Origin of the sequence: Bradyrhizobium campsiandrae (assembly GCF_014529705.1) — a bacterium.
GTDB lineage: Bacteria > Pseudomonadota > Alphaproteobacteria > Rhizobiales > Xanthobacteraceae > Bradyrhizobium > Bradyrhizobium campsiandrae.
Map to the genome: position 1 here is coordinate 165,042 of NZ_JAANIH010000009.1, position 18,009 is coordinate 183,050.

The following is an 18,009-nucleotide window of genomic DNA, read 5'->3' on the forward strand; positions in this document are numbered from 1 at the left end:
ACGGCCTATTGCGGATCTCGGAGAAAGCATCGACCGTCAGATTCGACGTAAGCCTCGCCAGATCGAGGGCACACGAGATCCCCGCTCAACCGCTCGCCCGCCCTGCTCATCCAACCGATCCTCCGCGCAGGATTTCCCGCCATCAGCGCGAAGCTGGGGACGTCCTTGGTGATCACCGCGCCGGCGCCAATGAAGCAGTATTCTCCCAGCGCATGTCCGCACACGATGGTCGCATTCGCGCCGATGCTGGCGCCGCGTCCGATCGGCGTCCTGCGAAACTCGTCCTTGCGCGAGACGTCCGCTCGCGGATTGTTGACGTTCGTGAAGACGCAGCTTGGCCCGCAAAATACGTCGTCCGCCAGCTCGACGCCATCATAGATCGAGACGTTGTTCTGGACCTTGCAATTGCTTCCGATCTCGACGTTTGGTCCTATCATCACGTTCTGACCGATCGAGCAATTCTCACCGATCACCGTGCGCGGCAGAATGTGGCAGAAGTGCCAGATCTTTGTGCCGCGGCCGACCACGGCGCCGTCGTCGACATAACTCGACTGATGGATCAAGACGCCGGGAAAGCGCGGATCCTCGCGCATCTCGCTCATTTGTGCATCGCCCTCTGGGCGAAGGCGTGAACGCCATTGCTCCTGACGATAGGGGCGTTGCGGAAGGTCGAAACGATGTCGATCGAGGGACGAACTTCATCGAGGCCAAAGCCACGGCCGGCGACGATCTCCTGGTAGCTCCGCGTGTGCAGATCCGTGAAGCCCTCGGAGAACTCGACCTCCTCGCCGTCCACGGTGATGGAGCGATATGTCGTCTTCTTGCCCTTGACGCTCTCGGGCAGATCGTTGCGATCCAGCGACAGGAACCAGCTGACGTCGGCGCGCTCGCATTCGAGCGAGCCTGCTGCCCGCTCGGCTTCACGCAGGTGCGCCTCATTGCGGCTGGCGGGCCCGAACACGAAGCTGAGCATGTCGAAGAAGTGCACGCCGATATTGGTGGCCACGCCACCCGATTTGTGTTCCGCCCCCTTCCAGGAGGTGTGATACCAGCGCCCGCGCGAGGTGATGTAGGTCAACTCGACCTTGTGGCGCTTGTTGGTGTTGGCGAAGCGGTCTCGCAGCGCAATGATGGCCGGATGCAAACGCAGCTGGAGAATGGTGGAGATACGCCGTCCCGTCTCGCGTTCGATGCCAGCCAGATCGTCGATATCGCCGGGATTGAGCACCAGCGGCTTCTCGCAGATGGCATCGACGCCCGAACGGAGCGCGAATCGACAATGCGCGTCGTGAAGATAGTTCGGCGAGCAGATGCTCATGTAGTCGAGCTTGCGGCCACCTCGTCGCAGCGCATCGACGTGACGGTCGAACAGCTCGAACTCGGTGAAAAACTCGGCATCCGGAAAGTGGCTGTCCATGATCCCCACGGAATCGTTGGGGTCATACGCAACGGCCAGCTTGCCCCCCGTCTCCGCCATTGCCCGCATGTGCCGCGGCGCGATGTAGCCGGCCGCGCCAATCAACGCGTAGGTCGTCATGAAACCCTCGTTTCGCACTTAGCGCTTGCCTCACGCAAGCTACCGCACTCGGGGTGAATCGCATTCACACCGAAGCCAAAATCTTCCAATACGGCCTGCCGGGCGGCAGGCCGTCTCAAGCCGCAGCTATGAGTTCCGCCCCGACAAACACGCGCACTTTACGGCCCATCAGGTTCAAAAGAACGGCAACACGATGGTGATCGCTTACATCGTCCACGAGCGCAAGACTGTCGACGAACGCGCCTTGGACAATCCGCACCTGGTCGCCCGGAGAGAAGTCCGGTCGCTTTGCAAGCCTGATGAAGCCGACATTATCTTCGCGCGCCCGCAGCGCCGCGATGACGTCTTCTTCGACTTGAATCGGCTTGTCTCCCACGCACAATAGATGAGAAACACCGAGCGTCGACTGAATCGAGCGCCATCGCTGCGCGGCAAGATCGATCGCAACGAACAGATAGCGCGGGAATAGCGGACGCGCCACGGTTTCGACCTTCCTGGCATGGCTGCGGCGCTTCAGGTAACGCGGCAGATACGTCGAGAAGCCTTGTCGTCCAAGATTGGCAGCGGCCTTCGCTTCAGCATTGACGTGCGTCTGCACCACATACCAGCGGGAATCGCGCGTTTTTTCCATCACACCTTTCCCTGCTGTTGTCTAGGACGCAAACCCAGCAGATCGGGCACGAGAACTCTCTCTTCCCCGAAGCGGCTGACAGCTTCGTCAAACACTTGCTTCGCGGCCGTCAGATGAGTGACGACCACGGCATCAAACGGCTCATCCACCAAGTCGTAGGAAGAGATGAGCTTGACACCAACAAATCGATCGAGTGTCGCATCGGGATCAAGAATGGCAGCGATGAGGACAGGCCGGTCAACTGCACACAAAAGAGCGATTTCGCACAGGTCAGATTGTCCAGCAAGCACGATACGGCGAAAGCCAAGGGCCTGAGCCCGGTCAAAGATTATGCCATATTCGTCTTTCGCCCTTCGGAACAGCGAGAACGAGGACGTCAGGAATTGAACCGTCAGCCTGGACTTTTCTGAAAAGCCCTGGGGCGTCAGATAGTACGCATATCTCCGAGTGGGCGCTTGGCCGACCTTAACAAACCCCTTCTTTATCGCGCGTTTCAAATATGCATTGACCAAACCCAGCGCGATGCCGAGCTCGGCCGCGATCCGCCGCTGAGAGCGAGTTCCATCCACCTCAAGCGACGTCAGCAGACCAAGCACGTGCCGGTCGCTATCGCTGTTATCCGTCGGAAGAATGCCAGCCATCCCCGCCACCAAATGCGCGAGGCTGCTTAGCCCGTTCAGCGAATGAACGTCAAGCTCATTTGTTCACGCAATGAACAACCTTGGTCCCGAGCATAATCAACGGTGTGACTTTAAGGTCACAGCGGCCCCGAGCTGGTAGAGGAGCGGCAATGGGACCGCACGCGCTTTGCGCGGGCGTTGGGGTTCCAGGCCCCGATCCATCAGCTGCTGCCCGACTTGAAGGGCCGAGCAACGCCGCTAGAGGCCCGGCGGATCAGTAGTTCATTCGAGCTCGAATGATCCGATACCTCACTTTCACTGGAAGCAACCGCCATGTTTTGGCGACCAGCCAATCGACCTGAGCTTCGCTTAGACGCAGTATAGAGGCGGCCCAGAGAAATCTTCGCCCCAGCCGCTGACGGCCCAGATAGCCCGTTCTCGCAAGTCTCAAGTGGAATTCGTCTCTCGAAGACAATGGGAGCTCTGTATGTTGCTCTGACTCGTCGAGGCTAGCCTTGTCGCTCGAGCAGCTACCGTCCGATGACGACCAAGTTCGGTCCACCTCATCCCGAAGCTCGACCCAAGCCCGATCGATCCAGATTGGAAATTGCTGTTCGATAATGTCCTGCAGCCTTTTTCCGAATTTTGAATAGCCATAGTCCCCGGAGCGAACGAGCTTGTCGTACGCGCGGTCTGCAAACCCTTGCAGATAGACGATGTCGTCGAGCCTGGACAAAATGTCCTGCGCATTGGAGAAGTCTCTCTCGAGCGCGATGTAATGCACGTCCGGCTCGATTGCGTTCGAATAGCTTCCCCGGAACAATATCATTGGGGTTCGCATCAAGGCGCACTCAAAAACTCTGGGCGAGATCTGACCGACATCGAACCGCGACTCGATAGGCTCGATCACATCTTTCAGCTCGAGGTAATCCGGCGTCCGTCCATTGTCCGCAGCAAATCGTTCAATCAGCGCAGAAAGCTTGCCGTCAAAATCGAAAGCATTTGAGCCGCTCTCGGATCCAAGCATCGTCCGACATGAGCCCACGAACTCGAACCACATATCGCCATATATCCGACTTGCTTCATCCATTGCGATATCGTGCTTGATCCCTGCCCGCTCGCACTCCTCAATCATCCTGCGGCCGACTTCATACTTTTCGAAACCTAGTCGGCCGTACTTTGCACCGATGTTGCGTCCCCTGTAGGCAACCAAGGTGCTTCGCTCAGACAAGGGTTTCGCATTGATGGAGCGTTGCAGGAGCCGCTCCGGCACATATCCGGTGAGCACTTGGAATATGGCGACGCCCGGCAGCTCCGATCTCGGATGAACCAGGGGCAGAAACTCGGGCTGAATGCACGAGAGCAGCACATGAAAACCCAAACGCCGAATTGCCGCATGGAGCGTTGCGGTGTTGTCGTACTCGTCCTGGACGGCGAGGAGCTTGAGCCCGCGAAAGCTCATAACCGCAGCCTCGTAGCTTTCGCTGACGTAGCCTTCAAAGCAAAGTCGCGCGCAATAGCTGTGAAAGAGGACGTCGAATTCGTTGAGATCGAAGTCTATCCTGGCTCCATGGGTAACGTGCACATAGCGAACCTCGAACGAGGTGAAATTCGAGATGCTCAACAAATAGTCGAGCGTCGCAGATACATGAGTGGCAGCTAAAGAATAAGCGACAAGCACTCGAGTTGGTCGAGAGCCGACCATAAGGTTCCCCTACTTCGCGAACCAAGAAGCGCGAGCAGCCAAGACGCGGCGCGGCTCTTGCATGGAATGCCGACTTCCTCTCGCTCATTTGCGAACGAAACTGACGACGCAGCCTTGAAACGCTGCAGCGGCTGACAACTATTCCAGGGAAGCCCCGGATGCAATCTCAACAACGAGTCGGCTTGCTCGCCACGGTCGTCATTGTCTTTGCTTCGCGTTGTGTTTTGCGGGCGACTGCGCCGACCGACCGTCCTCGCTCTCTGCAGCGGCCGCGCCGGAGTCATTTTCATGACCGAGATAGCGGACTGCCAGCCTCGAATAACTGTAGGACCTCGCAATCGCGATCCGATCGCCTGGTGGGCGCTCCTGCTCTTTGAGCGCGGACACCAGCGACGACGCGAGTGCAGCAGGATCATCCGGCGCGCACCGCACAGTTACCAGATCTTCGAGCCCGGCAAGCGCCTTTTCCTCGCACGCGATGACGATGCGTGGCGCAAAGAGGCAGTAGTCGAACAATTTGTTCGGGCTGATGCCATGATCATAGAGTGCATTCTTGTGGAACGATACCACCGCACAATCGGAAGCATTGAGCATGCCGTGCACAATCGAGCGGTCGACCTCATCCTTGAATTCCACATTCCTGAAGCCGGCCGCCCGGCGCGCCAGTTCGTCCCGTGACGTGCCCGAGCCGATCAGAACAAATCGGATTTCGGGGTTCGACTGACCGAGCTGAGCCGCCGCATCGATGATGACCTCCATCGCATTGGGAGGACCCATGCCTCCAGCGTAAAGGATAACGCGTGCCCCCTCTTGCTTCAGGTCCTTGATGCGAGCGATCAGCGGATGATCCAGCTGACCGATCGTCAGCGCGCGTTGAATTTCGCCCTCCGAAACGCCATTGGGAATCCACGAAAAGCGTCCGGCCGGCAGGCCGCGCGAGCGCATGTAGGCTTCGGCGCCAGCCAACAAGCAGATGACACGATCTGCAGAACGATAGGCTGAGCGCTCTTTCCACCCGAGCAGTTTCATGAGCGGGTGCCACGCCGGAGTCATCCCGAGCGCCACTATGCTCTCCGGCCAGAGATCGCGAATCTCGACCCAGAACTTGGCACCCAACCGCCGTGCGATGTCGCGCGCAGCCGCGACAAAAAACAAGTGCGGGCTCGAAGCGATCAAGATATCCGGCGCCCCGAACTGCTTGGCGATCGCGCCCGATTTCGATTTAAGTCGCAGCCCGAAACTCAGGTTGTTCCATAAACGACCGAGGCTGCCTTTGCTGTAGCGCGGCGTGTCGAGAAACCAGAAATCCACACCTTCGATATGATGGGGGCCCGGAGTCCGGGGCTCTCTGTGCAAATGATGGAAGCCGGCGCTTACCACCACCACCCGGTGTCCCATCTTGCCCCACGCGTCGGCAAGCCAGAACGGCCGCCAGTGACGGCCCAAACCCGGTCCGCCCGCAAACGGATGCACCAGCCAGATGTTCATGCGGCGTTTCGCGTCCAGGAGATTTCGTCGTACAGCCTGTTGAGCTCAGCCGCATCGTCCCGCCAGTTGTAGTCGCGCTCGACCGCCGCCCGTCCCGCCAGCCCCAGTTCGATCGCCCGCTGGGGCTCGTTCGCGAGCTCTCTCAGCTTGTCCCGCAGCCCCGCAGGGTCTGCAAGCGACACCACAAAGCCGCACTTGGCGGCTTCAACGATCGCCTTGGATCGCGGCAGATCGCTCGTGATGACAGGCAGGCCGGCGGCCATGTACTCGAACAGCTTGGTTGGAAGCGAGTGCAGGTAGTTGGGTTCGGGCAGCAACAGGTTGAGTCCCACCAAACTCTCGTTCAACAGCGCGGCAACGTCTCTGCGTCCAAGTCGCCCCCTATAATTGACGTCGGCCGTCGATTTGTTGAGCCACTCTTCTTCTTCGGTGCCGATGGCGCCAGCGAGCACGAGCGGCAGTTGCGCCGCTGCACATGCCTCCACCATCTCGATCAGCCCGCGATCAAAGCTTGTTCGCCCCACATAGACAGCCTGTCGACGCCGCTTCGTCGCGACCGTCGGCTCAATGAACTCGTCGAGCCGCACGCTGTTTCGTACCAGCGTCACGGCCGCTCCATAGCCGCGAAAACGCTCGGCGATATCGGGGGTCGCGGCGACGACCGCATCGAAGCGACGCGCCGTGCTCCGCTCCACCAGTTCCATGGCGGCAGCCACCGCAGGCCGCATCCATCGAGGAATCCACTTCTTGGAGCAAATGTCCGCCGGCACGTCCTCGTGGACGTCATAAATCACCTTGCACCCCGGACGCCTGAGCCTGAGCGCCCACGGAATCAGCTCGGGATCGTGAAACTGCACGACATCCGCCCTGGTGGAGCGCGCAAGCGCCTGTGCCGCCCGTCCCATGACCCAGGGTCGTTTCCATCGCGGGACTGCTGGCAGCTCAACCAATCGAAATTCAACCCGTCCTGCATCACCGGGGCGCGGCGGTCGCGCCACGACCGTTACGGTGTGCCCCGACTCGGAAAGGCTTCGCGCCTCCTTTTCGACGATGCGAATGTCGTCGGCCGGATGAACGCTCGACAGCATGCAGATCTTCATGAAGCTTCGACCCCGAAACATTCTCCCCACAGCGCGACGCAATAGAGGCGCCAGCGCATGCCGAGGTCGAACCGGTGAAACCTCCTCTTCACTGCAGCCATGTCGACATAACGCGCGAGCAGCGCGCTATTGATCACCTTGTCGAACATCGCTGGCGAATGACGATTCAACCATAGCTGGTCGGGGGCGGCAAAGCCGATCTTGTCCTTTCGCCAGCTAATGCTGGCGGGCAGAAGGTCCTCCATGGCAACGCGCAGCGGCCACTTTGCCCACCCCTTGTTCAATTTCAGCCGCGTCGGCAAATTCAGGGAAAATTCCACAAAGCGATAGTCGAGAAACGGCAGCCGGGTTTCGACGCCAAATCGCATCGAATTCTTGTCTTCGAACCGCAGCAACATCGGCAGGTTGGTTTCGGTGATCTCCAGCACCTGCATTTGGCGAGCGTCCCTGGTCTGGCGCGCAAAGCGGCGGAGAGATTCCGGCAGGCTGGGGTCCTTGAGGAAGGTATAGCGCCAGCGGTAGAACGCCGCACGCAGCCCCGCCGAGTTGGCGCCGAACAGATACATCAGCAATCGCCTTGGCGGAACACCTGCCTGCATGGCGCCCCTGAAGGCGGAAAAAAATCCACGCAGGCCCGCGCGATGAAAATGATCGAGCAGCCATGCGGCATAGTAGCGATGGTAGCCCAAAAGTGTTTCATCGCCTCCCTGGCCATCGAGCAGCACGATCACGCCATTCGATCGCGCGGTCTTCATCACCTCATATTGCATCATGATGGAGGGACCTGCGAACGGCTCTTCCTGGACTTCCAGCAATGTCGTCGCGGCCGACGCGAAATCCTGATAGCTCGGCTTGGTGCGCAACCAGTTCAGCCCGGACTTTGCGGCAATCTGCGCCGCATAGGCTTCCTCATTATTGGACGCCTGCTCGCTCACTGCCGTGATGGCGAAGAAGCGCTCATTGGAAGCCGAGGCGTAACGCCTTGCGGCCAACGTCGCGACGCTTGAACTGTCCAGTCCGCCGGAGAGGCAGGTTCCGACCCGGACGTCGGAACGGAGGCGAAGCCGCGTGGCATCGTCGAGCAGGTCACGAAGCGACCGCGCCACGTCGTCTTCGTTGGTCTCGCCCCCACGGGCTGCAAGGGAATAGTATCGCTCTATCCGGATCCTGCCCGTTGCCACATCGACACGCATCCAATGTCCGGCAGGCAGCTTTTCAATGCCCTTGAAGAAGGTCCGGTTGGTATGATCAGTCAGACCGCAAACAAGAAAATCGCGAACCAGATCGTCATCGGCCACGGCGCGATCGACGAAGGGAAGAAGCTGGCGAATCTCCGAGCCGAACGCGAAGCGCGTTGCGGTATCGGCATAATAGAAGGGTTTGACGCCGAAGCGGTCACGGGCACAGAATAGCGTGTTGTCGCGCTCATCGTGAATCGCAAATGACCACATGCCGTTGAAGCGATCGAGACATCCTTCGCCCCATTGTATGTAGGCCGCCAGCAACACCTCGGTGTCCGACGCGGTGTGGAAGACGTGTCCAAGCGCCTCGAGCTCCGCGCGAAGCTCGAGGTAATTGTAGATTTCGCCGTTATAGGTAATCCAGACTGGGAGGCGCCTGTCGCGCATTGGCTGCGCGCCGTCGTCGGTCAGATCGATGATGGCCAGTCGTCGATGTCCCAACCCGACATTGCCGCTGACCCTTACGCCCCGTCCATCGGGCCCGCGATGGGCGACAAGATCGGTGAGCCGCTCCACCTCCGTCGCATCAACCGGTCCGGTCTTGCAAAGAAGGCCGAATATCCCACACACGCACTCACCTATGTTGATATTCGCCGGCCGAGCGCCGGGGCCAGGCCGCAACGAATCGAACGACCAAACCCGTCGATTCCGCTGAATCGGCACCTGAGCGAAGGTGACCGCACCTTAGCCTGTTCATGGAATGAACGTCAACCTGCTGTCTGCCGTTCGGTAGAGTCCCGCTTCGGCCCAACGCCCAAGTCTTCAAAACAGGCACCCGGACAGGTCCGGAGATCAAACCAGCACGTGAAACTCTTTCCAGGCGCCCCAAGCCGTCCCGTCAAAGGCCTGCACCCAGAGATCGTCTGCAACCGAACCTGACTGGAACGTCGTGCTGGGGAGTTGCGATGCCACGACCTCGATATTCTGATTGGTTCCTTGCGCGACCCCACCGACCACGAAATGGCCACTACTCGGATCAGAGGTCGAGTCCCAGAAACGATAGGCCGTGATCGGATCGCCCTCCGCATCGCTCACCGTAAACAGCGACGACGCCGCGATGCTCTGGTTGTGCGTCGCGCTATAGTCCGAGGCACTCACGATTGGCGCCTGGTCTGTGGGCCCGTTGACATGAAACTCTTTCCAGGCGCCCCAAGCCGTCCCGTCGAAGGCCTGCACCCAGAGATCGTCCGATCCAGATCCCGACTGGAAGGTCGTGCTGGCGAGCTGCGATGCCGAGACATTGATGTTCTGGTTGGTTCCCTGCGCAACGCCACCGACCACGAAATGGCCGCTGCTCGAGTCGGGGGTCGAGTCCCAGAAATGATAGGCGGTGATCGGATCGCCCTCCGCATCGCTCACCGTGAACAGGGATGACGCCGCGATGTTCTGGTTATGCGTCGCCGTGGTATCGGACGCGCTCGCAACGGGCGCCTGGTCTACGGGCGCGTTGACACGAAACTCTTTCCAGGCGCCCCAAAACGTACCGTCGAAGGCCTGCACCCAGAGATCGTCTGACCCCGACCCGGACTGGAACGTCGTGCTGGCGAGCTGCGATGCCAGAACGTCGATATTCTGGTTGGTTCCCTGCGCGACGCCGCCGACCACGAAATGGCCGCTGCTCTGGTCGGAGGTCGAGTCCCAGAAACGATAGGCGGTGATCGGATCGTTTTCCGCATCGTTCACCGTAAACAGGGATGACGCCGCGATATTCTGGTTGTGCGTCGCCGTGGTATCGGACGCGCTCGCGACGGGCGCCTGGTCGACGGGTGCGTTGACATGAAACTCTTTCCAGGCGCCCCAAGCCGTACCGTCGAAGGCCTGCACCCAGAGATCGTCTGACCCCGACCCGGACTGGAAGGTCGTGCTGGCGAGCTGCGATGCCAGGACATTGATGGTCTGGTTTGCGCCTTGCGCGACGCCGCCGACCACAAAATGGCCGCTACTCGGATCGGGGGTCGAGTCCCAGAAGTGATACGCCGAGATCGAATCGTTTTCCGCATCGCTCACCGTGAACAGGTATGACGCTGCAATGTTCTGGTTGTGCGTCGCGTTGTAGTCCGGCGTACTCACGACTGGCGCCTGTTCCACCGGCGCACTGACATGAAACTCTTTCCAGGCGCTCCAGGCCGTACCATCGAAGGCCTGCACCCAGAGATCGTCTGACCCCGACCCGGACTGGAACGTCGTGCTGGCGAGCTGCGATGCCAGCACGCCGATGGTCTGGTTTGCCCCCTGCGCGACGCCGCCGACCACAAAATGGCCACTGCTTGGATCGGAGGTCGAGTCCCAGAAGTGATATTCCGTAATCGGGTTGCCGCTCGGATCGCTCACCGTGAACAGGGCCGAAGCTGCGATGTTCTGGTTGTGCGATGCGGCAAAATCCGCAGCCGTCACGATCGGCCCCATCAGCATGCTGCTTTGAACAACGCCGTCAGCGAACTGGAAGTTCTCGACACCGATGACGGTGTCGGTGCCGTCGGGCGATCCCGCGCGTTGATCTGCAATGGTGAAGGTTTGCGTGCTCCCATTGTACGAGATGAGGTAATTCGCCCGATTCCCTGAATACACCGCCGTGTCCGTACCGGGGCCGCCGTCGATGGTGTCGTTGCCGCCACCGCCGGTGATGGTGTCGTTGCCTGCGCCGCCCTTCAGAACGTTGGCGATGGCGTTGCCGATGATGGTGTCGTTGCCGGAGCCGCCGGTGGCATTGTCGATGTAGGAACGCGCGTCGCCATTGTAGAGATAGGCGTTGTAGACGTTGCCGGACGCGTAATGGCCGTTGCCGAGATAGGCCAACTGCGTGGTGGAGAATACCGACGAGGCGCCGGGATTGAGATTGATGCTGAGATTTGTCGTATAGTTCGAGAGGTCGTAGGTGTCGACGCCGCCACCGTCCCAGACCGTCTCGTAGATGCGGTTGGCCGAGCCGCCGATGCCGCCACCGTCCGCAAGCTGTCCGACGCCGTTGATGAACTCCTGTCCCGTGGTCGGGCTCCAGGTATAGACGGTGCTGCCGCTCTGCGTATTGTAGTTCGCGCCATACAGCGTCTGCAGCGCGAGGATATCGTTGGCCATATAGGTCTCAGGATATCCGTACTGTTCGTTGGTGTAGCCGGTCAGGGGACCACCGACATAGCTGCGATAGCTCATGACGGTGTATTCGCTGTCGTCATGCGCGGTCGGCACCGCCACATTGGCGACGCCGCCGGTTTCCTGGCTGTGCTTGAGGCCCAGCGCATGGCCGAGCTCGTGCAGCGCGGTCGTGAAGTAGTAATTGCCGAGCTTCGCCTGCGTGTAGTCGTACTGCGTGCCGAACCAGACGTCGCCGCCGGCGGCGTAATTGCCGGGGTAATAAGCGTAGGACGTCGGATTGGCCGCCGGCGACTGCGCGATCATGATGTCGGCGCTGGCGGTGCCGTTGTAGACGATGCTGGCGCTGGTGTAGCCCTGAATCAGCGCGATGGCGTAGTTGATTGCCGCCTGCATCTGGACCGGCGCAGCCGCAAAGCCCGATGTGGTGGGTTCGCCGTCGCCGCCGGAATAGGGATTGGAATAGGAGCTGGACAGCGCGGGGAAGCTATAGCTGATCGTACCCGACCATTTGCTGCCCGCCAGCAGGCCGTCTATCTCTGCGTTGTTGGTTGCGCTGACGTTGACAGCAATGGCCACGAGAATCTCCGAGAGCAGGCCCCGTTCGCTTGGAGGTGCCGACAGTTGATTCTAACTAGAGAAATATACGTTTGGTTTAAAATGGGCAACGCGCGTCAAGTTCGGCCGCAACCTCGTGTTAAGCATCAAATCCAGTAGTCATACGGGCCGGTATGGCGATGCCGGTTCCGATTGTCCGCCGTGATTTGCTAGGGAACATATGAAACTCCACCTGACCTCTATAGGCCTCGTCGGCGCCGTGATGGCGCTTTCGGGTCCGGACCATCTGCCCCTCGGAGGAGTGCCCGTCATGGTCGGAAGAGCCAATGCCGAGAACGGCGACGAGGGACGGCGCGCGCCGTCGGTTCCCCCGGCCCGCGACCCCGCGGTCGCGGTCGCCGAGGAATTCGAGCTGGCTCGTCAGAAGGGGACGGCGGAGGCGTTCGAGCTGTTCATCGCGCGCCATGGTGACGACCCGCTGGCCGAGAAGGCGCGCGCTGAGCTGAAGCGGCTGTCTCGCTGATCGATACCGGCTCTTCTTGATCGGCTTTTCGTCTGCTCGCATCGCGCGACACGGCCGCCCGATCCCGATCGGCCAAACCGGTATATCGCCGCCGCCTGCTATCGCCGCAAAGGTTTGAAGTCACCTTTGTCGGCGCGGTGACTGCGGATCACAACGGCCGCGCTGCCCAGCTTGAAGCAGTGGCACGCCAAGGCCAGCAGGATCAAGCCAGGACGATTTTCCGCCTCGACTGGACCTTGTTAAGACTGCCCCAAGTCCGGTAAAGCGGAATTGGCGCGATGCTCGCGACCACGTCCGGCACAAGCCCTTGCCGTCAAGGCCGCTGCTCGTGATCTCACTTCGGAAGGAAGCCATTTATGCCCATGGACTTTATCGATTTGAAGGCGCAGCTGCGATCAATTCGAGGGGCAATTGACGCGCGCATGCAAAGAGTGCTCGATCACGGCCAGTTCATCATGGGCCCTGAAGTCGCCGAGATGGAGCAGCGGCTCGCGGCCTACACTGGCGCGAAGCATTGCATCAGCGTGGCTTCCGGCACCGAAGCGCTTCTCATTGCCCTGATGGCACTGGGTGTAGGCCCCGGCGACGAAGTCATCACCACGCCCTTTACGTTCGTGGCGACGGCGGAGGTTATCGTTCTGCTGGGGGCTACTCCCGTGCTCGTCGATGTCGAGCCGGACACCTGCAATCTCAATGCGGAATTGATTGAAAGCGCGATCACCTCGCGCACAAAGGCGATCATGCCCGTATCACTCTACGGTGCAACCGCTGACATGGACGAGATCAACGCGATCGGCGCGAAGCACGGCATTGCCGTGATCGAGGACGCTGCCCAAAGCTTCGGTGCCGAGTACCGCTCACGCAAAAGCTGCAACGTATCCTCGATCGGCTGCACCAGCTTCTTTCCGAGCAAACCACTCGGTTGCTTTGGTGATGGAGGCGCGATCTTCGTCTCTGACGACGCACTTGCGAAGGCCATGAGGGAGATACGAACCCATGGCCAGGAGCGGCGATACTATCACACGCGTATTGGCGTGGGCGGTCGCATGGACACACTGCAGTGCGCGGTGATCCTGGCGAAGCTTGATATCTTCGATTGGGAAATCGCGGAGCGGATCCGTATCGGACGAACCTACCGCGACATGGTCGCGGAGATCCCCGGCATTCAAGCTCCGGCCGTTCGCAATGATCGGACCTGCGTCTGGGCCCAGTTTACCGTGAAGACAGACAAGCGCGACACTGTCGTCGCTGCGCTGAAGGACGCTGGGGTGCCAACGGCAATTCACTATCCGATCCCCGTGCACAAGCAACCGGCCTATCAATCGCTGTGCCGTGTCGTAGGCGGACTGGAAACTTCGGAGCGCCTTGGGCAGCAGGTGCTCAGCCTTCCGATGCATCCCTATCTCGAAGCGGAGGCGATGCATATGATTGTTGATACGCTCTCCAAGGCCGCCCGATCATCGTGATACACCTGAAGACGCTCTGAGTTTACTCGCGCAACGTTCGCGACTCTCCTGACGATGCTGCCGACGTACGGAACGGCCAACATTTTCCCGCTCTGGCACCTGGCCGCGCGGGATATGGAAGATCCCGATGCGGACCTCAAGTGATTTCGATGCCCATTATGGCACCAAGGACCCCTGGGGCCTCAAGCACGCCAGCCGCCGCGACCGCGCCCTCGGCGAGATCATCGGTCCCCATGTGGACGGCCACTCGGTGCTCGAACTCGGCTGTGGCGAGGGCCACCTCACCGCGACGATCTTTGCCAAGGCGCGAAGCGTGACGGGAATCGACATCAGCAGCGTCGCGGTTTCACGGGCGCAGGCCCTCGGGCTGCCGCATGCCCATTTCGAGGTGTCTGACTTCCTGACCGTCGGCCTCCGAGGCTATGACGTCATTGCTGCGGTGGAGTGCCTCTATTATCTCTCGGCGGCCGAGCAGGACGCGTTCCTTCAGAGGCTGGCGCGCGAGCACGACGGTATCTTCATTCTCTCCGCACCGATCATCGGCGCGAATGAGCACCGGACGTACTACACGCATTCCGGCATCGTGCAGATGCTGGCAAGGCACGGCTTCTCGGTGCTCGAATGGCGCAATCTGAATGCCTATTGGAAGGCCGGGATCGGGGGCGCGGCCGCTGCGGCCATGACCCGTCTTCCTTTCGCAGACGCCCTCGTCCCGTACCTGCCGGAGGCTCTGGTCTATCAGCGCTGCTATGTTTCGCGGCCGGCGAAGAGCCGGCCGGCATAGGCATCAGGCATTCATCCTGATCTCATCGCGCTCCAGGTTATTGTTCGAGCATGATCTTTTCGGAAAACCGCGTCGCACTTTTCCGGATCATGCTTAGTCCCGCATTTCGTCGAGCAGATCCTGCAATTGTTCGCCGTAATGCTCCGGTGTCATCTGCTGCATGCGCTCGCGCGCCTTCGCGACAAGGTCCTTCGCCAGATCGCCGTTCTGAACGACCTTCAGGATCGCGTGCGCGATCGAGGCCACGGACGTCGGATCGAACAACAGTCCGGCATCGCCGACCTGCTCGGGAATGGCGTGGATATCGGAGGCGATCACCGGTGTGCCGGCGAGAAACGCCTCATAGACGGGGATGCTGATGCTTTCGAACAGCGACGGCATCACCAGCGCGGTGGCAAGCCGGTAGATGGCCTGGAGTTCGTCGCGCTCGACGAAGCCGACATGCACGACGTTCGCGCCCAGACCAAGCCGGTTCACTGCGTCCATCACGTTGCGATATTCGTCGCGCTGCTTGCCCGTCAGCACCAGCTTGAGGTCGGGCGCCTGCTTCAAAACCTCGCCGAAGGCCTCGACGAGACGCAGATGGTTCTTATGGACCCAGAATTGCGCCGGATAGAACAGGAAGCGCTGGGGCAATTGCAGCCGCTGCCGCACGGCCTCGAGTTCGGCGTCCGGTTGCCGCGTCAGGAACTGGCGCTGCGGCGGCGCGGGGATGACCTTGATCCGCTCGCCAGCGACGCCGAACGAATTGGCGATATCGGCCTTCACGTGGCGCGATTCGCAGATCACGCGCCGGGCGCGGCCGAGCAGCGCGGCATAGGTCTCGTGCCGCCAGATCCGCTGCCATCTAGAAAAGTTCTGCGGGTAATAGTTCTCCTGCAGATCGTGCAGCGTGAAGGCGAACGGCTTCGACGTGTGCAGCAGCGCCAGCGAATAGATCGGAGCGAGCAGCAGATCCTCGGCGGCAAAAGGATCGGGCAGTGCAAGATGCAGCCGGCGCGCCGCCAGCGCCGTGACCTGCTGCCGCCGCGTCTCCGCGAACGGCACTATCGGATAGCCGAGCTCGGCGAAGTCCGGATTGGAGGAGTCGCCATAGAGCGTGATGTCGAATCCGGCCACGTGCCGGAGGCCGTGAAGCATCGCGAGCGTGTACTGGTAGGTCCCGCCATTGTTCGGGCCCGAAAGCGCGACGACACCGAGCCTGGCGCTCACATCAGGCTCATCGATTTCAGGATGCCGTTGACTTCGCTGCCGATACGCTGGACATCCGCCTTCGTCATCTCGAAATAGGACGGAAGGTTCAACCCGGTGTCCGCCTTGCGGCCAGCCACGGGCGGCGTCGCCTGCCGGTACATCGGCATCGTCGACATCGCGCAGAAATAGGGCCGGGAATCGATGCCGCGGGCCTTCAACAGTTGCATGAACTCCTCGCGGCGCGTGACATCGAAGGCGTCGACCTCGAGGCAGACCATCCAATAGGCGCTCTTCGCCCAGTTCTTCACCCGATTTAGCCGGATGCCATCGGCCACCGGGATGACTTGCCGGTACCAGTCCATGATCTCGGCACGACGGTTGAGGAATTCGTCGATCCGCTCGAGCTGGGCGACGCCGAGCGCGGCCTGCAAATTGGTGATCCGGTAGTTGAAGCCCCGGTCTTCGTGGAAGTAGCGCCGCATCGGGCTCATCGCGTGATCGCGCAGACGCTTGGCCCGCTGCCACAACGCTTCGTCGTTGGTGGTGATCATGCCGCCCTCGCCGGTCGTGATCACCTTGTTGCCGTAGAAGCTGAATACGCCGCACTTGCCGAGGCCGCCGACGCGACGCCCCTTGTATTCGGCACCATGAGCCTCGGCCGCGTCCTCGATCACGGCAATGCCGTGGGCGTTCGCGATCTCGTTCAAGGCATCCATGTCGGCGGGGTGGCCATAGAGATGCACCGGCATGATCGCCTTGGTGCGCGGCGTGATCAGGGCGCGCACGGCGGCCGGATCGAGGCAGAGATGATCGGGATCGATATCGGCCAGCACCGGCGTCGCCCCGGTATAGGCGACCGCATTCGCAGTGGCGACGAAGGTGAGGTCGGGCACGATGACCTCATCGCCCGGCTTCAGGCCAAGCGCTTCCAGCGCAAGATGCAGCCCGGTCGTGCCGTTGCTGACGGCCAGCGCGTAGCGGGTTCCGCAGTACCTGGCGAACTCAGCCTCGAACTGGTCGATGTAGGCGCCGATCGAGGAGACCCAGCCGGAATCCAGCGCCGCCAGAACGAGCTCTCTCTCGCGCGGGCCGATCGTTGGCTTTGAAATCGGGATGAAACTGTCTGTCATGGAGGCTTCCTAGAGCGATGCAAGGAGCGCCTCAAAGCGCTTCCATTGCACCTCCTTGGAATAGCGGGTCGTCAACATGTCATGACCGGCACGCGCAATCTGCGCCCGCCGCATCGGATCGTCGAGCAGCCTGCGAATCTGCCTTGCTGCGTCGTCGGGCGAGCTGTACGTCACGAGCGTTTCCCCGTCGACCATCCCCTCCGGATAGTTACCATCATCCGACAGGAGAAGCGACGCCGCACCCATCGCCTCGAAACAGCGCATATTGCCGCGATCCTCGCCGGACATGTCGATGGCCCCGTTGAGCACGATCTTGGCCGCGCCCAGCACGTCGTAATAGTCGCGTCCAAAGACCGCCGTTTGTGCGATCGACCGGATCCGCTCGGGCCTGCGGTGATCGGCCAACGGCAGCAGCCTGCCGATCGGGGATTCGGCGAGGCGGCACAGCCGAGACCTGTCGAGGTGGTACACGACGTTGTGCGAGCTTGCGAGGGCTGCGACCTGCTCGAGCACGGCGGCGCGCTGGCGGTGATGGCGCGAATACCCGCCGACGAACAGCACGTCGATGGGACGGTCCTGACGGGCGGCGTAGGGATCGAGCTCGCGATCATAGCCGGGAAAGAAATAATCGGTTCGCGCGCCCCGCGCCGCGATCGAGGCGAGCACCGAGGGGAAATTGCAGACGACGAGATCGTAGTCGGAGAAACGCACGTTGAGCAGCGGCGCCGCGTGCCAAGCGATCGTGTGCTTCACGCATCCGGGCAGATTCTTGATGAAATCGGACGACCAGCCGGTCGTGTCCTGATTGTAGAACACCTCGGTGCGATGATGCTCGATCTGGGCCTTGAGGATTTCGGCAGCGGTGGCGCGCGCGTTCATGCCTTGCTCGCGAGCCCAGACCCGCTGGACCTCCAAATCGTCGCCGTAAGCGAAGAACGCCCA

The 18,009-nt window shown here is 60.9% G+C and carries 15 protein-coding genes; 3 read left to right on the plus strand and 12 right to left on the minus strand.

Annotated features, from left to right (window positions below):
- Positions 1 to 5 precede the first annotated feature (5 nt).
- The 9 genes from G8O24_RS09215 to G8O24_RS44265 form a co-directional block, all read right to left on the minus strand.
- Complete coding sequence (locus G8O24_RS09215) at positions 6 to 602, minus strand: acyltransferase (protein WP_188098543.1); 597 nt, start codon at positions 600 to 602, stop codon at positions 6 to 8.
- The gene (locus G8O24_RS09220; protein WP_188098545.1) at positions 599 to 1,537 is read right to left on the minus strand and encodes a Gfo/Idh/MocA family oxidoreductase; all 939 of its coding nucleotides are present in this window, start codon (positions 1,535 to 1,537) and stop codon (positions 599 to 601) included. Before G8O24_RS09220 ends, G8O24_RS09215 begins: the two co-directional genes overlap by 4 nt.
- Before the next feature lie 115 nt (positions 1,538 to 1,652).
- The gene (nusG, locus tag G8O24_RS09225) at positions 1,653 to 2,168 is read right to left on the minus strand and encodes a transcription termination/antitermination protein NusG (RefSeq protein WP_188098547.1); all 516 of its coding nucleotides are present in this window, start codon (positions 2,166 to 2,168) and stop codon (positions 1,653 to 1,655) included.
- Entirely contained in the window at positions 2,168 to 2,809 is a 642-nt protein-coding gene (locus tag G8O24_RS09230) for a winged helix-turn-helix transcriptional regulator (protein WP_188098549.1), read from the minus strand. The genes nusG and G8O24_RS09230 overlap by 1 nt, the downstream gene beginning before the upstream one ends.
- A gap of 253 nt (positions 2,810 to 3,062) precedes the next feature.
- Complete coding sequence (locus G8O24_RS09235; protein ID WP_188098551.1) at positions 3,063 to 4,469, minus strand: hypothetical protein; 1,407 nt, start codon at positions 4,467 to 4,469, stop codon at positions 3,063 to 3,065.
- A gap of 222 nt (positions 4,470 to 4,691) precedes the next feature.
- Positions 4,692 to 5,981: a glycosyltransferase family 4 protein gene (locus tag G8O24_RS09240; RefSeq protein ID WP_188098553.1), complete on the minus strand. Its 1,290-nt coding sequence runs from the start codon at positions 5,979 to 5,981 to the stop codon at positions 4,692 to 4,694.
- On the minus strand, positions 5,978 to 7,081 hold the full coding sequence (locus G8O24_RS09245) for a glycosyltransferase family 4 protein (RefSeq protein WP_188098554.1): 1,104 nt from the start codon (positions 7,079 to 7,081) through the stop codon (positions 5,978 to 5,980). The genes G8O24_RS09240 and G8O24_RS09245 overlap by 4 nt, the downstream gene beginning before the upstream one ends.
- Complete coding sequence (asnB, locus tag G8O24_RS09250) at positions 7,078 to 8,985, minus strand: asparagine synthase (glutamine-hydrolyzing) (protein ID WP_188098556.1); 1,908 nt, start codon at positions 8,983 to 8,985, stop codon at positions 7,078 to 7,080. Before asnB ends, G8O24_RS09245 begins: the two co-directional genes overlap by 4 nt.
- A gap of 129 nt (positions 8,986 to 9,114) precedes the next feature.
- Positions 9,115 to 11,991 carry a M10 family metallopeptidase C-terminal domain-containing protein gene (locus G8O24_RS44265; RefSeq protein WP_311972296.1) on the minus strand — a complete coding sequence of 959 codons (2,877 nt, stop codon included), beginning with the start codon at positions 11,989 to 11,991 and terminating at the stop codon, positions 9,115 to 9,117.
- Between the two features lie 199 nt (positions 11,992 to 12,190).
- On the opposite strand from G8O24_RS44265, the gene G8O24_RS09260 reads away from it, so the two are divergent.
- The 3 genes from G8O24_RS09260 (at position 12,191) to G8O24_RS09270 (ending at position 14,743) form a co-directional block, all read left to right on the plus strand.
- Positions 12,191 to 12,493 carry a hypothetical protein gene (locus G8O24_RS09260; protein WP_188098558.1) on the plus strand — a complete coding sequence of 101 codons (303 nt, stop codon included), beginning with the start codon at positions 12,191 to 12,193 and terminating at the stop codon, positions 12,491 to 12,493.
- 362 nt (positions 12,494 to 12,855) lie between these two features.
- Positions 12,856 to 13,959: a DegT/DnrJ/EryC1/StrS family aminotransferase gene (locus tag G8O24_RS09265; protein WP_188098559.1), complete on the plus strand. Its 1,104-nt coding sequence runs from the start codon at positions 12,856 to 12,858 to the stop codon at positions 13,957 to 13,959.
- Positions 13,960 to 14,086: 127 nt separating this feature from the next.
- Positions 14,087 to 14,743 (plus strand): class I SAM-dependent DNA methyltransferase, encoded by a 657-nt coding sequence (locus G8O24_RS09270; protein WP_188098561.1) that lies wholly within the window; start codon positions 14,087 to 14,089, stop codon positions 14,741 to 14,743.
- Between the two features lie 93 nt (positions 14,744 to 14,836).
- Here G8O24_RS09270 and G8O24_RS45575 read toward each other — a convergent pair whose 3' ends face one another.
- From G8O24_RS45575 to G8O24_RS09285, 3 genes are all read right to left on the minus strand, one after another.
- The gene (locus tag G8O24_RS45575) at positions 14,837 to 15,955 is read right to left on the minus strand and encodes a glycosyltransferase family 4 protein (RefSeq protein WP_188098562.1); all 1,119 of its coding nucleotides are present in this window, start codon (positions 15,953 to 15,955) and stop codon (positions 14,837 to 14,839) included.
- Positions 15,952 to 17,067 carry a DegT/DnrJ/EryC1/StrS family aminotransferase gene (locus G8O24_RS09280; RefSeq protein WP_188098564.1) on the minus strand — a complete coding sequence of 372 codons (1,116 nt, stop codon included), beginning with the start codon at positions 17,065 to 17,067 and terminating at the stop codon, positions 15,952 to 15,954. Before G8O24_RS09280 ends, G8O24_RS45575 begins: the two co-directional genes overlap by 4 nt.
- 9 nt (positions 17,068 to 17,076) lie before the next feature.
- Positions 17,077 to 18,009, minus strand: a 933-nt coding sequence (locus G8O24_RS09285) for a glycosyltransferase family protein (RefSeq protein WP_210324903.1), incomplete at its 5' end; no start/stop codon positions are given.